The following is a 13808-nucleotide window of genomic DNA, read 5'->3' as shown; positions in this document are numbered from 1 at the left end:
TCTGTTACATACTGATACAGCTTAAAGACCATAGTTTAAAGCTTTCGGAAACCAGGTCTACCTAAGTGCAGTTATACAAAACAATAAAGATTAACAAATGATTAACTTTGGGGAGTTCAAGCATGAGTAATGTCACTTTAGGCTTGTATTTTGCCTTGGCGTGCGGTGTCCTGGCCGTGATTTACGGTTTTGTGATGCGCGGCTGGATTTTGAAGCAAAGTACGGGTAATGCCAAAATGCAAGAAATTGCTGAGGCAATTCAGCAGGGGGCGGCAGCGTATTTGTCGCGCCAATATAAAACGATTGCCGTGGTTGGGGTGGTTCTGGCCATTCTTATGGCGCTCTTCCTTGATTTTGCGACCGCGATTGGCTTTGTCATTGGCGCTGTGCTTTCCGGCGCTTGCGGATTCATTGGTATGAATGTCTCAGTACGCGCAAACGTGCGGACAGCGGAAGCGGCCACCAAGGGTATGAACGAAGCGCTTAATGTGGCATTCAAAGGCGGTGCTATTACCGGTATGTTGGTAGTTGGATTGGGTCTCTTGGGTGTTGGCCTCTTCTTTATGTTCCTCGTATCGATTGGCGCTGGACAAGATCTCTCTTCTGTATTGCATCCCCTGATTGGTTTGGCATTCGGTTCCTCTTTGATTTCGATCTTTGCTCGTTTAGGTGGCGGCATCTTTACTAAGGGTGCAGACGTTGGCGCTGACTTGGTCGGTAAGGTTGAGGCTGGAATTCCGGAAGATGATCCACGCAATCCTGCGGTGATTGCTGATAACGTTGGCGACAACGTTGGTGATTGCGCAGGTATGGCGGCGGACTTATTTGAAACTTACGCGGTCACGCTGATTGCAACCATGGTGCTGGGATCCTTAATGGTTTCTAGCGCACCAGTCGCTGCAATTATTTATCCATTAGTGCTGGGCGGCGTTTCTATCATTGCCTCCATCATCGGTTGCTCATTTGTAAAGGCAACTCCTGGCATGAAAAATGTGATGCCTGCTTTGTATAAGGGCCTGATCATTGCCGGTGGTTTGTCATTGATTGCTTTCTACTTTGTAACCAACTTCATCATGCCGGATGATGCATTAGGTATCCCTGGCAGCCAATGGCGTTTGTTTGGTTCAACCGTAGTGGGCTTGTTGCTTACAGCAGGTTTGGTATGGATTACCGAGTACTACACCGGTACCCAGTTCAAGCCAGTGCAACATATTGCTGAAGCTTCAACCAAAGGTCACGGTACCAACATCATTGCTGGCTTAGGTATTTCGATGAAGTCAACTGCTTATCCAGTTCTCTTTGTTTGTGCGGCGATTTTTGCAGCGTATTGGTTGGCTGGTTTATATGGCATTGCAATTGCAGCAACAGCCATGTTGTCCATGGCAGGTATTGTGGTTGCGCTTGATGCATATGGCCCAATTACAGATAACGCTGGTGGTATTGCAGAGATGGCAGGCTTGCCACAATCTGTTCGCGATATTACCGATCCATTGGATGCAGTTGGCAACACTACTAAAGCAGTTACTAAAGGCTATGCAATTGGTTCAGCTGGTTTGGCATCGCTCGTACTCTTTGCTGACTACACCCATGCTTTAGAGGGCATGGGCCAACAAGTGTCTTTTGACTTGTCCAATCACATGGTCATCATTGGCCTCTTTATCGGCGGCATGATTCCTTACTTGTTTGGTGCGATGGCGATGGAAGCGGTCGGTCGTTGTGCTGGCGCTGTGGTGGAAGAGGTGCGCCGTCAGTTCCGTGATATCCCTGGAATCATGGAAGGCACTGCAAAGCCAGAGTACGGCAAAGCTGTCGATATGCTGACTTCTGCTGCTATTAAAGAAATGATCGTTCCTTCCCTCTTGCCAGTGGTTGCTCCAGTTGTCGTAGGTCTCTTGTTAGGACCTGCTGCATTGGGTGGCTTGCTCATGGGAACTATCGTGACTGGCTTATTCGTAGCAATTTCGATGTGTACCGGTGGTGGTGCTTGGGACAACGCGAAGAAATATATCGAGGAAGGTAACTTCGGCGGAAAAGGTTCTGAAGCTCACAAAGCTGCAGTTACTGGCGACACCGTAGGTGACCCTTACAAAGATACTGCGGGTCCTGCCGTGAACCCTCTCATCAAGATCATCAATATCGTGGCATTGCTCATCGTGCCACTCTTGCCAGTGATCTCGCGTTAAGAAAAGAAGTTCAATGCAGTAGCAATCAGACTGCAGCAATAAAAACGCCTAGCATTGCTAGGCGTTTTTATTTATGTTGACGCCACTTGACAAAGTGTAGGCCATTGGCCTACTATAGGGTCAATGGATTTTGAATGGGATTTGGCTAAAAGTAACTCATGCCAGATCTCTCGAAATTTTGATTTCGCATATGTGGTATCAATTTTTAAAGATCCTACGATAGTTATTGAGCATGACCAAAGATGGGATTACGGGGAAGAGCGGTATCGCGCAATAGGGGCCATTGATAAACGAGTCTTCGTAGTTGTGTTCACCAGAAGAGTTAAGGCCATCAGAATTATTTCAGCAAGGAAAGCTAATAACAGGGAGGTCAAGCGATATGAAAAAAATAGTACGAGTTAGCGTTGATCTAAATAACCCTAAAAGTTTCCCCAAGGGGGTTGTAGATAAGAAGCTATTAGATGCAACTTCTGAGCGCCTCATAAAGCTACACCAACGGCAAGACGATGACGAAGCCATGCAAGATGCTGCAAAATATGCAAAGCGAGTTCGTGAACGGATTGGCTTATCTCAACAAGAGTTCTCAAGTCGCATAGAAGTTTCTTTAGAAACTATTCGAAACTGGGAGCAGGGAAAAAGAAGTCCTACAGGCGCAGCAAAGGCGCTGCTAAAGATATTGGATCGTGCCCCTGAGGTGGCTTTACTGGCCTTGAGCGTATAGGAAAGCTCAAACAAAAACGCCTAGCATTGCTAGGCGTTTTTTATTTCACACTTACTTAAAGTTCTAAGCAAATAAAACTTACTCCAAAGTTTCTAAATAACGTTGCGCATCTAATGCAGCCATACAGCCTGTTCCAGCACTGGTAATGGCTTGACGATAGATATGGTCTTGTACGTCGCCAGCAGCAAACACGCCTGGGATATTGGTGGCAGTGGCATTGCCTTCCAGTCCTGAGTGGGTCTTGAGGTAGCCGTTGTTCATATCGAGCTGACCAACAAAAAGTTCTGTATTAGGCTTGTGACCAATGGCAATAAAGGCACCAGTCACAGCGAGATCTTCAGTGCTGCCATCTTGCTTCTTAATGCGCACACCGGTAACGCCTTTTTCATCACCCAGAACTTCGTCGAGTGTTGAGTTCAATTTGAGTTCTACTTTGCCTTCCACAACTTTTGCCATTAAGCGGTCATTCAAGATTGGTTCAGCACGAAACTTATCGCGACGATGAATAACGGTTACTTTTTTAGCAATACCAGTAAGGTAGAGCGCTTCTTCAACTGCAGTGTTGCCACCACCGACTACGCACACATCTTGATTACGGTAAAAGAAGCCATCGCAAGTGGCGCAACCAGAAACACCGCGACCCATGAATGCTTCTTCACTTGGTAAGCCAATATATTGTGCAGAAGCGCCAGTAGAAATAATCAAGGCATCGCAGGTATAGGTTCCAGAATCGCCAACCAAGCGAATCGGCTTTTCTTTCAGGGCTGCCGTATGAATATGGTCAAAAATGATTTCAGTATTAAAGCGTTCAGCATGCTTTAAAAAACGCTCCATCAGCTCTGGACCTTGAACGCCATCAGCATCCGCAGGCCAGTTTTCAACGTCAGTAGTGGTCATTAATTGACCGCCCTGAGCTAGGCCGGTAATCAGGGTGGGGCTTAAATTGGCTCGGGCTGCATAAACAGCTGCTGTATAGCCAGCAGGGCCGGATCCGAGGATCAGAACTTTGGAGTGTTTTGGGGTATTTGTAGTCATATTCAAATTATAGATTTGCTTGATTACAATCGGTAGAACATGGCAAGAACCGCATACCCGAAGTCCAAGGCTCCAATGAGCTCCCAGCCCCCAGAGAACGGCCCGCAGGGCAGGATGCCCCGCCTCTTATTAGAGGCTCGTTGGTTTATCTCTCTAGGCTTATGCCTGGGCTTATTTGCCATTTTGCTGACCTATTCCAAGGCTGATCCAGCCTGGTCCCATGCCAGTTTTGAGGCTCCCAAGAACCTGGGGGGTCGTTTTGGGGCCTATTTAGCCGATTTAATGCTGTATATCTTTGGTATTTCTGCCTTTTGGTGGGTTGCTCTCTTTGGGCGCCGCGTCTTAAATGGCTGGCGTGAGCTTTGGAGCATTCCTTTGCCGCCAGATCCGGATGCAAAGCCAGATTCTCTACTAATGCGTTGGTTAGGCTTTGGACTGACTCTGGCCTGCAGTATGGGTTTGGAGTCCATCCGCATGCATTCGCTGTCCTGGGAGCTCCCTAGACCTCCTGGCGGTATTTTGGGTGAGCTGATTGGTGACCCATTGCAAATGTCTCTTGGATTTACCGGCTCCACTCTGGTTCTCCTATTTGGTCTTTGTGCTGGCCTCTCTTTGTTCTTGCATTTCTCCTGGCTGGATGTTGCTGAAAAAGTGGGACGTTTCTTGGAGGTGACATATCACCGCATTCGTGAACGTCGCGATAGCGAAGAAGACCGCAAGTTAGGTGAAGCGGCTGCAGAGGAGCGTGAAGAGTTTGTAGAAGAGTTCCGCGGACGCGTTGAGGTTGCAGCGCCAGTGCAAATCGTACGTGCTCCCATTGAGATTCCGAAGAGTGCCCGTGTAGAGCGCGAGAAGCAGCAGCCATTGTTTGTGGATATTCCAGATTCAGAATTACCACCGCTCGCATTACTTGATCCTGTACCTGAAGCAAAAGAAACCATCTCTGCTGACGTGCTGGAATTTACTTCACGCTTAATCGAACGCAAGTTAGCTGAGTTTAATGTTCAAGTGAAAGTGATTGCCGCCTATCCTGGCCCAGTAGTGACTCGCTACGAGATTGATCCTGCGATTGGTGTAAAGGGCAGTCAGATCGTGAATCTCTCACGTGACTTAGCGCGCTCACTAGGCGTTGTCAGTATGCGTGTTGTAGAAACTATTCCTGGCAAGACTTGCATGGCTTTGGAGTTACCAAATCCAACGCGCCAGTCAGTCTACCTATCAGAGATTTTGACTTCGCAGGTTTACAACGACAATCATTCATTGCTGACTCTAGCCTTAGGTAAAGATATCTCTGGTAGCCCAATGGTGGCTGACTTAGCAAAGATGCCTCACTGTTTAGTTGCGGGTACTACGGGTGCCGGTAAATCAGTTGGTATCAACGCCATGATTCTGTCGCTACTCTTTAAGGCTAAGCCTGATGAAGTGCGTTTGATCATGATTGATCCGAAGATGCTCGAGATGGCCATCTACGACAAGATCCCACATTTGTTGTGCCCAGTTGTAACGGATATGAAGCAGGCATACAACGCACTTAACTGGGCGGTAAATGAGATGGAGCGCCGTTACAAACTGATGAGTAAGTTTGGCGTTCGTAACCTAGCTGGCTTTAATAAAAAGATTCTAGAAGCAGAGGAAAAAGGTGAGAAGCTCACCAATCCATTTAGCTTAACTCCAGATGATCCAGAGCCAATCTACAAGGCACCAGTCATCGTCATCGTGATTGATGAGTTGGCTGACTTGATGATGGTATCGGGCAAGAAGATCGAAGAGTTAATTGCCCGTATTGCGCAAAAGGCTCGTGCTGCAGGCATTCATTTGGTATTAGCAACACAACGCCCAAGCGTTGACGTCATTACTGGTTTAATTAAAGCCAACGTACCAACCCGTATCTCATTCCAAGTCAGCAGCAAGATTGATAGTCGTACGATTTTGGATCAGCAGGGCGCGGAAGCATTGTTGGGTATGGGTGACATGCTCTATATGGCGCCAGGTACCGGTTTGCCAGTTCGTGTTCATGGCGCATTCGTATCGGATGATGAAGTGCACCGCGTAGTGGAGTGGCTCAAAGAGAAGGGCGAAGCCAACTATATTGATGGCGTCCTTGAAGGTGCTGACGAATCCAATGTGGATGCATTGACTGGCGAGGGTGGTGGTGAGGCGGATCCTCTTTATGACCAAGCCGTTGCTATTGTTCTAGAAAATAAACGCCCATCGATCTCATTAGTCCAGCGTCACCTGCGTATTGGTTACAACCGTGCCGCACGCCTACTCGAAGATATGGAAAAAGCAGGACTTGTATCTAAGATGGGTAATGGTGGTAATCGCGAGATTCTTCATCGCCCTTCAGAGTAAGGCAGCCATTTTGCAAAGATTCTTATCTGCAGTATTGCTTGGAACAGCCATTCTGTTTTCAGGTGTTTCTCATTCGCAAAGCGAGAGTGGCTCAGAGCAGCTGCGTCAATTTGTACGGAACTCCAAAACTGCAGAGGGAGATTTTGTGCAGCAACAGTTGCGCGCACCTAAAGCCAATGAGTCACAAGACAAGGGCTTGAAAGTCCTCCGTCAAACCCAAGGTCATTTTGTGTTTCAGCGTCCAGGAAGATTTATCTGGGATACCCAAAAGCCTTACGAGCAAAAGTTAATTGCGGATGGCAAGCAACTAATCTTATGGGATAAAGATTTAAACCAGGCGACTTTTCGTCCGGCGGGTCAGGCTTTAGCTTCGACGCCGGCGGCTATTTTGTTTGGTGAGACTTCGCTAGAACAGCATTTTGACTTGGTTGAAGGCGAAGAGCGTTTAGGAATGAAGTGGGTAGCTTTGATTCCAAAAAAAGATCCCAACGCCAAGAATAAAAATGACCTGCCTTATACAAAGATCTCAATTGGCATGGCTAACGGCTTACCCAAAGCTTTGGAGTTAACCGATGGGCTTGGAAGTGTGGTTCTGGTGACTCTGGATAAGATCCAACTCAATGTTAATTTGCCCGCCAATCGCTTTACTTTCACTCCGCCAGCTGGAGCCGAAGTCTTGCGCTTAAACTAGAGCCCGTATAAAACTAAAACCTAGAACCCCTAATCTACAGAGCATCACATGATTGATCCGCAATTACTCCGTAAAGATATCGCCGCAGTTGCTTCACGTTTAGCAACTCGCAGATTCCAACTCGACGTTGAGAAATTCAACACCTTGGAATCTGAGCGTAAATCTCTGCAAACCCGTACCGAAGAATTGCAAGCTAAACGCAACCAATTATCCAAAGCCATTGGCATGAAAAAAGGTAAGGGTGAGGATGCCTCTGCCGAGATGGCTGAAGTTGCAGGCGTTAATGTTGATATGGAATCTGGTGCCGCAAGACTGGGTATGCTGCAAGCAGAAATCTCTGATTTCTTGATGGGTATTCCCAATCTACCAGATGAGTCTGTGCCTGCTGGTAAAGATGAAACTGAAAACAAAGAAGTAAAGCGTTGGGGTGAAGAGCCCATTTTTGATTTTGAGATTAAAGATCACGTTGATCTCGGCGGTCCACTCGGTTTGGACTTTGAAGTGGCGGCTAAGATTAGCGGCTCACGCTTTGTAGTTCTCAAGGGGCCGATTGCCAGATTGCACCGCGCTTTGGCGCAGTTCATGATTGATACGCATGCCACAGATCACAATTACCAAGAGGTGTATGCGCCTTACATGGTGAATGCTGCTTCTATGCGCGGTACTGGTCAGTTGCCGAAGTTTGAGGAGGATCTATTTAAGGTTCCGCGTCAAATGGGCGGTGAAGACGAGGGTGGTGAAGCGAAGACTGAAAACTTTTACCTCATCCCAACTGCAGAAGTGCCTGTAACGAATTTAGTGCGTGACGAAATCGTTAATGCTGATAGCTTGCCAATGAAGTTTGTGGCTCACACACCATGTTTCCGTTCAGAAGCCGGTAGCTATGGTCGCGATGTCCGAGGCATGATTCGTCAGCATCAGTTTGACAAAGTTGAGTTAGTACAAATCACTAAGCCAGAAGATTCCATGCAAGCCTTGGAAGAGCTCACGGGCCACGCTGAGCGTATTCTGGAATTGCTTGAGTTACCTTACAGAAAAGTATTACTCTGCACCGGTGATATGGGTTTTGGTAGTACCAAGACTTATGACTTAGAAGTTTGGGTGCCTTCACAAAAAGCCTATAGAGAAATTAGCTCATGCTCCAGCATGGGTGATTTCCAGGCAAGACGGATGCAGGCTAGATTTAAAGCGGGTCAAGGCAAGCCAGAATTGGTGCATACCTTAAATGGTTCAGGCCTTGCAGTTGGTAGGGCGTTGGTTGCATTACTTGAGAACAAGCAGCAAGTGGATGGCAGTATTGCTATTCCGAAGGCACTACAACCTTACTTGGGTGGATTGGAAGTACTTCAGTCGATTTAGTAGCCAGTTCGTAGCGGGGCTCAGAGCGGACTTCATTCATAACTGAGGTGCCCATCTTCATTGAGGCTCTGTGCGTTCTAAGTTCTTGAGCAAACTTTTTTCTATCAAATGGAGGCTTGGTTAATTTATTCTGTTTCAGGGTTTCACTCATATTATGATTATTGGATTGTCGCAATGGAAACTCAAGGGATTTAAGCCCCTTGTTGTTACGCGGATATTCTTGGTATGCCCGCTATAATTCCCCTTCGGTCCGGAGAGGTGGCAGAGTGGTCGAATGTACTTGACTCGAAATCAAGCGTAGGGTCAAACCTACCGTGGGTTCGAATCCCACCCTCTCCGCCATTTAGACTCTATATTTGTTTTGTAGAGAAAATATTTAAAAAGCCCCGCGTGACGTGGGGCTTTTTATTTATACGTAGTTTGCAATCCGCAGTTATTGAATAAGACAGGGGAGTATTACTTTTGCAGTCGAGCCACCAAGTTCTTCATGATGTTTTCGGCTTTGATCAATTCCGCGGGGCTCAAGAGTTTATTGTTAGACATGTAGTGGCAGGCGGCGATGCTTTGGTTCTGATGCCCACTGGCGCCGGTAAGTCGCTGTGCTATCAAATTCCCTCACTTGTTCGACGTGGTGTTGGCGTAGTAGTTTCACCCCTGATTGCACTAATGCAGGATCAGGTTGATGCATTAACCCAGTTAGGCGTTAAAGCCTCTTTTCTAAACTCCAGTTTGGATGCGGCTACATCTCAAAAGGTGACCAGTCAGTTGCTGGCTGGGGATCTTGACTTAATCTATGTGGCGCCTGAGCGTCTCATGAACCCTGGTTTTCTATCGATACTCGATAGACTTAATTCAGGCCCTGGAATTGCCTTGTTCGCGATTGATGAGGCGCATTGCGTTTCTCAATGGGGTCATGATTTCCGTCCAGAGTATCGCCAACTCACTGTATTGCATGAGCGATTTCCTAAGGTACCTCGTATCGCCTTAACAGCAACCGCAGATGCGCCAACTCGAGCCGAAATCGTAGAGCGCCTTTCGCTCGAATCTGCCGAGCAGTTTGTCTCCAGCTTTGATCGTCCCAATATTAAATATCGTGTTCTGCAAAAGCAGAGTGCCAAACAACAGTTAGAGCATTTTTTAGATGTTGAGCATGCCGATGACTCAGGCATTATTTATTGTCTATCGCGACGTAGCGTAGAAGAGACTGCGCAATGGTTAAAAGATCGCGGGTGGGATGCAATGCCGTATCACGCAGGATTAAGCGTAGAAACACGCAGCGCGAATCAAAAGCGATTCTTGCGTGAAGAGGGCGTCATCATGGTTGCAACGGTGGCTTTTGGTATGGGCATTGATAAGCCTAACGTTCGCTTCGTAACCCATTTAGATCTGCCTAAAAGTATGGAAGGCTATTACCAGGAAACGGGGCGAGCAGGACGTGATGGCTTACCCGCAAATGCTTGGATGGTCTATGGATTTGGGGATGTAGTCAGCTTGCGGCAAATGGTAGATTCTGGCGAAGCATCTGAAGACCGTAAGCGGGTAGAGCGCCAAAAACTCAACGGACTACTAGGCTATTGCGAATCCACAACCTGTCGCCATCAAACGATCTTGCGCTACTTTGGAGAAACACATCCTGGCGGCTGTGGGAACTGTGATAACTGTCTAGAGCCAGTGGCGACTTGGAATGCCACACAGGAAGTGCAAAAAGCATTGTCATGTGTATATCGTACGGGCCAGCGTTTTGGAGTAACCCATTTAATTGATGTACTCCTTGGCAAGGTTACTCCCAGAGTGAAGCAGTACTTTCATGAGCAGGTCAGTACCTTTGGAATCGGTACAGAACTCAATCAGGCTCAATGGAATAGCATTTATCGTCAATTGGTAGCAGGCGGTTATCTAGATGCGGATATTGCCCTGCATGGTGGCTTAAAGTTGGTCGATGAGATCGCATTACCAGTGCTGCGTGGCGAGCAAGAGGTTTGGTTGCGCAAAGAAACGGGCTACTCCAAGACTAAGGCTACGAAATCGGGAGCAAAGAAAAGTTCTACGCACCCCTTTAGTAATGTTGCAGATGAAAGATTGTGGGAGGCACTCAAAGCGAAGCGCACTGAGCTGGCACGTGAGCAAGGGGTTCCACCCTATGTGATTTTTCATGACAGCACTTTGCAGGAGATGGTTAAGTCTGCGCCAAAGACCTTAGATCAATTTAGCCGTATTGGCGGGGTGGGGCAGGCCAAGTTAGAGCGCTATGGCGAACACTTTATTGAAGTCATACAGGAAAACTTAACGAATCCCGCATAAATCGCTATATTTAGTGGGATTACCATTAATTGAATTTCGTTCATTTAACGTGCTCGATAACTTTTTGATTAAGAGTGATTTGAGTGATTAATGCCTCTAGGCATGCAAAAAACGCTGTTTTTGGGGTGTCATAGAGCTGTCATATAGCTGTCACATTCCATCCGTATCGTTCTTATATCGCGCTGTTGCGCACATTCAATCTAAGGACGAATTAAATGAAATCTTTTTTGAAAAAAGCCCTCGTTATTGGTGCTATTTCTCTTGCTCCAACAGCATTCGCTGTGGAGATGACGGGTGCTGGTTCTTCATTTATTTACCCAGTTCTAAGTAAGTGGGCTGAATCCTATAAAGCCAAAAGTGGTGACAGCTTAAATTATCAGTCGATTGGTTCTGGCGGCGGTATCAAGCAAATTAAGGCAAAAACTGTTGATTTTGGCGCTACTGATGCTCCATTAAGTTTTGATGATCTGCAAAGCCATGGCATGGTTCAGTTTCCAGCAATTATTGGCGGTGTAGTTCCTGTAGTGAACATTGAAGGCATTGGTCCTAACCAGTTGAAACTTTCTGGTGACCTATTGTCAGATATTTTCCAAGGTCAAGTAACTGATTGGAGCGACAAACGTGTTGCCCTGCTCAATCCTGGTGTGAAGATTCCTTCTGGCCCAATCACAGTTGTTACTCGTGCTGATGGCTCTGGTACTACGGCAATTTTTACCAGCTTCCTTTCTAAAGCAAGCAGCAACTTTAAGGATGCCGTTGGTTTCGGTGCGCAAGTTAAATGGCCAGCGGCTTCAACTGTAAGCGGTAAGGGAAATGAAGGCGTTGCTGCAAACGTTGCACGTATTAAGAACTCTGTTGGCTATGTTGAGTATGCTTACGCCAAAAAGAACAATCTGAGCTACACGCAAGTTCGCAATGCTGATGGCGTAATGGTGTCTCCAACAGCAGAAGCGTTTGCTGCTGCATCTGCTGGTACAGACTGGTCTAAATTTCCTGGAATGAATACTTTCATTACCTATGCATCAGGCGCTAAAGCATGGCCAATCACAGGCGCAACTTTTGTGGTGGTTTACAAAAAGCCTGAGAATAAAGTACAAGCTGCAGCAGTACTAAAATTCTTTGACTATTCATTCAAGGATGGTAAAAAAGCTGCTTCAGAGTTAGATTACGTCCCAATGCCTGATGCAACCGTGGATTACATTCGCAAGCAGGTTTGGTCGCAAGTTGACTCTAAATAATAATTATTTTTATTATTATGTTTTTAACGACCCTGTTGTTCAGGGTCGTTTTTCTACTTAAGTTAAGCATAGAATGAATACTCTAGAATCTTCCGGTGCTCCGACGCTCATGGCTTCAAAAATTGCGCGACTCCAGCGGGTTCAGGATTTTTTATTCCATCGAGTTACCCAATTTTTCTCCCTATCGGTGTTATTCGCGCTATTAGGAATTATTGGCTCCTTGTTCGTAAATGCATGGCCTGCCTTGCAAGAGTTCGGCCCCCAGTTTTTTATAACCTCGAACTGGGATATTGTTAATGGCGAATTCGGCGGCTTGATAGCAATTTATGGAACATTAGTTTCTTCAGTGATTGCATTGTTGATTGCTGTCCCCCTGAGTTTTGGTATTGCCTTTTTCTTAACAGAAATTTGCCCTCCATCGCTCCGCCGCCCTCTTGGTACCGCAGTTGAGCTATTGGCTGCAGTGCCTTCCATCATCTATGGCATGTTTGGTTTATTTGTTTTTGCCCCAATATTTGGCGACTATATTGAACCTGCTCTTCAGGCTACTTTAGGTCAAATTCCACTAATTGGAATTCTGTTTTCAGGAGCGCCCAATGGCATTGGTATGTTGTGTGCCGGATTAATTCTTGCCCTCATGATTTTGCCTTTTATTGCCTCTGTGATGCGTGACGTATTTGAAATTGTTCCACCAGTTCTCAAGGAATCGGCCTACGGAATAGGTTGTACCACCTGGGAAGTTGTCAGAAATATTGTGTTGCCTTATACAAAGGCAGGCGTCATTGGCGGTGTGATGTTAGGTTTAGGTAGGGCACTCGGAGAGACTATGGCAGTCACCTTCGTGATTGGAAACGCCCAACGTATTTCACCATCCCTCTTTGCGCCAGGTAGCTCTATTGCATCGACTTTAGCAAACCAATTCGGTGAGGCGGAAGCTGGTTTGCATTACTCTTCGCTTTTTGCCTTGGGGCTAGCGCTATTTTTTATTACATTTATTGTTCTAGCCTTTGCTAAATGGCTTTTAATTAGCATGGAGAAAAAACAAGGGCTTAAATCATGAGTTCTAATGTTAATTTGGATATGGCAGTATTTGCCCGTCGTAAGAGAGCAAATAAAATTGGATTAACTCTCTCTTTGCTAGCTATGGCCATTGGTATGGCTAGCCTTATTTGGATTCTCAGCATCCTTTTCATTAAAGGATTCTCTGCCATTAATTTGAATATGTTCACAGCAAGTACTCCTGCCCCTGGCACTGAAGGCGGGGGTTTAGCCAATGCCATTGTGGGAAGTCTCTTATTGGTTGGCTCATGTACCTTTATTAGTACACCTGTTGGAGTCCTGGCTGGCCTATATTTATCAGAATACGGGGATCGCAGCAAGGTTGCCTCTCTTACCCGTTTCGTGACTGACATTATGCTTTCCGCACCTTCGATTGTGATTGGCCTGTTTGTTTATGCCTTATATGTTGCCAAGGTTCAGCATTTCTCAGGATGGGCTGGGACCGTAGCATTAGCTTTGATTGCTATTCCGGTAGTTGTACGCACTACTGAAAATATGTTGCGTTTGGTTCCTGGTAGCTTGCGAGAAGCCGCCTATGCATTAGGGACTCCCAAGTGGAAAGTGGCCTTTATGGTTACTTTACGTGCTGCGCAAAGCGGCATCATGACAGGAATTCTGTTGGCATTAGCTCGGGTTAGTGGTGAAACAGCGCCTTTACTATTTACCGCCCTAAGCAATCAGTTTTTCTCAACAGATATGAATAAGCCTATGGCTAATTTGCCGGTGGTGATTTTCCAATTTGCTATGAGTCCATATGACAATTGGGTTAGCTTGGCCTGGGGTGGATCTCTCCTGATTACATTTGCGGTGCTGGGTTTGAATATTTTGGCGCGCGTTGTATTCCGTGACAAGGTGCAGGGATGATGAGC

11 protein-coding genes and 1 tRNA gene are annotated in these 13808 nt (G+C 46.5%); 11 read left to right on the top strand and 1 reads right to left on the bottom strand.

What is annotated here, in order from left to right; genetic code table 11:
* Nucleotides 1–122 precede the first annotated feature (122 nt).
* The 3 genes from ICV90_RS06655 (at nt 123) to ICV90_RS06645 (ending at nt 2904) form a co-directional block, all read left to right on the top strand.
* Entirely contained in the window at nt 123–2183 is a 2061-nt protein-coding gene (locus tag ICV90_RS06655; protein WP_215357340.1) for a sodium-translocating pyrophosphatase, read from the top strand.
* Nucleotides 2184–2306: 123 nt separating this feature from the next.
* A complete protein-coding gene (locus ICV90_RS06650; RefSeq protein WP_215357338.1) occupies nt 2307–2585 on the top strand; it encodes a BrnT family toxin in 279 nt (92 codons plus the stop codon).
* On the top strand, nt 2563–2904 hold the full coding sequence (locus tag ICV90_RS06645) for a DNA-binding transcriptional regulator (RefSeq protein ID WP_215357328.1): 342 nt from the start codon (nt 2563–2565) through the stop codon (nt 2902–2904). Before ICV90_RS06650 ends, ICV90_RS06645 begins: the two co-directional genes overlap by 23 nt.
* A 78-nt stretch (nt 2905–2982) precedes the next feature.
* Here the strand turns inward: ICV90_RS06645 and trxB are convergent, their stop codons facing one another.
* On the bottom strand, nt 2983–3939 hold the full coding sequence (trxB, locus tag ICV90_RS06640) for a thioredoxin-disulfide reductase (protein WP_215357326.1): 957 nt from the start codon (nt 3937–3939) through the stop codon (nt 2983–2985).
* Between the two features lie 39 nt (nt 3940–3978).
* Between trxB and ICV90_RS06635 the strand changes: the two genes are divergently transcribed.
* From ICV90_RS06635 to pstA, 8 genes are all read left to right on the top strand, one after another.
* Nucleotides 3979–6291 (top strand): DNA translocase FtsK, encoded by a 2313-nt coding sequence (locus ICV90_RS06635; protein WP_371743824.1) that lies wholly within the window; start codon nt 3979–3981, stop codon nt 6289–6291.
* The gene (locus tag ICV90_RS06630) at nt 6251–6982 is read left to right on the top strand and encodes an outer membrane lipoprotein carrier protein LolA (protein WP_251367702.1); all 732 of its coding nucleotides are present in this window, start codon (nt 6251–6253) and stop codon (nt 6980–6982) included. Before ICV90_RS06635 ends, ICV90_RS06630 begins: the two co-directional genes overlap by 41 nt.
* A 48-nt stretch (nt 6983–7030) precedes the next feature.
* The gene (gene serS / locus ICV90_RS06625) at nt 7031–8341 is read left to right on the top strand and encodes a serine--tRNA ligase (protein ID WP_215357324.1); all 1311 of its coding nucleotides are present in this window, start codon (nt 7031–7033) and stop codon (nt 8339–8341) included.
* A 252-nt stretch (nt 8342–8593) separates the two neighbouring features.
* A tRNA-Ser gene (locus ICV90_RS06620) sits at nt 8594–8683 on the top strand.
* Nucleotides 8684–8803: 120 nt separating this feature from the next.
* Nucleotides 8804–10642, top strand: a complete 1839-nt coding sequence (recQ, locus tag ICV90_RS06615; RefSeq protein ID WP_215357315.1) for a DNA helicase RecQ — start codon at nt 8804–8806, stop codon at nt 10640–10642.
* 215 nt (nt 10643–10857) lie between these two features.
* Nucleotides 10858–11880 (top strand): phosphate ABC transporter substrate-binding protein PstS, encoded by a 1023-nt coding sequence (pstS, locus tag ICV90_RS06610; protein WP_215357313.1) that lies wholly within the window; start codon nt 10858–10860, stop codon nt 11878–11880.
* Nucleotides 11881–11953: 73 nt separating this feature from the next.
* Nucleotides 11954–12940: a phosphate ABC transporter permease subunit PstC gene (gene pstC, locus ICV90_RS06605; RefSeq protein ID WP_215357311.1), complete on the top strand. Its 987-nt coding sequence runs from the start codon at nt 11954–11956 to the stop codon at nt 12938–12940.
* The gene (pstA, locus tag ICV90_RS06600) at nt 12937–13803 is read left to right on the top strand and encodes a phosphate ABC transporter permease PstA (protein ID WP_215357309.1); all 867 of its coding nucleotides are present in this window, start codon (nt 12937–12939) and stop codon (nt 13801–13803) included. The genes pstC and pstA overlap by 4 nt, the downstream gene beginning before the upstream one ends.
* The last annotated feature ends 5 nt before the right edge of the window (nt 13804–13808 follow it).

Origin of the sequence: Polynucleobacter sp. JS-JIR-II-b4, assembly GCF_018687815.1 — a bacterium.
Lineage (GTDB): Bacteria > Pseudomonadota > Gammaproteobacteria > Burkholderiales > Burkholderiaceae > Polynucleobacter.
Note: the sequence above shows the minus strand (reverse complement) of the source record. Positions and strands in the feature narration are given on the sequence as shown.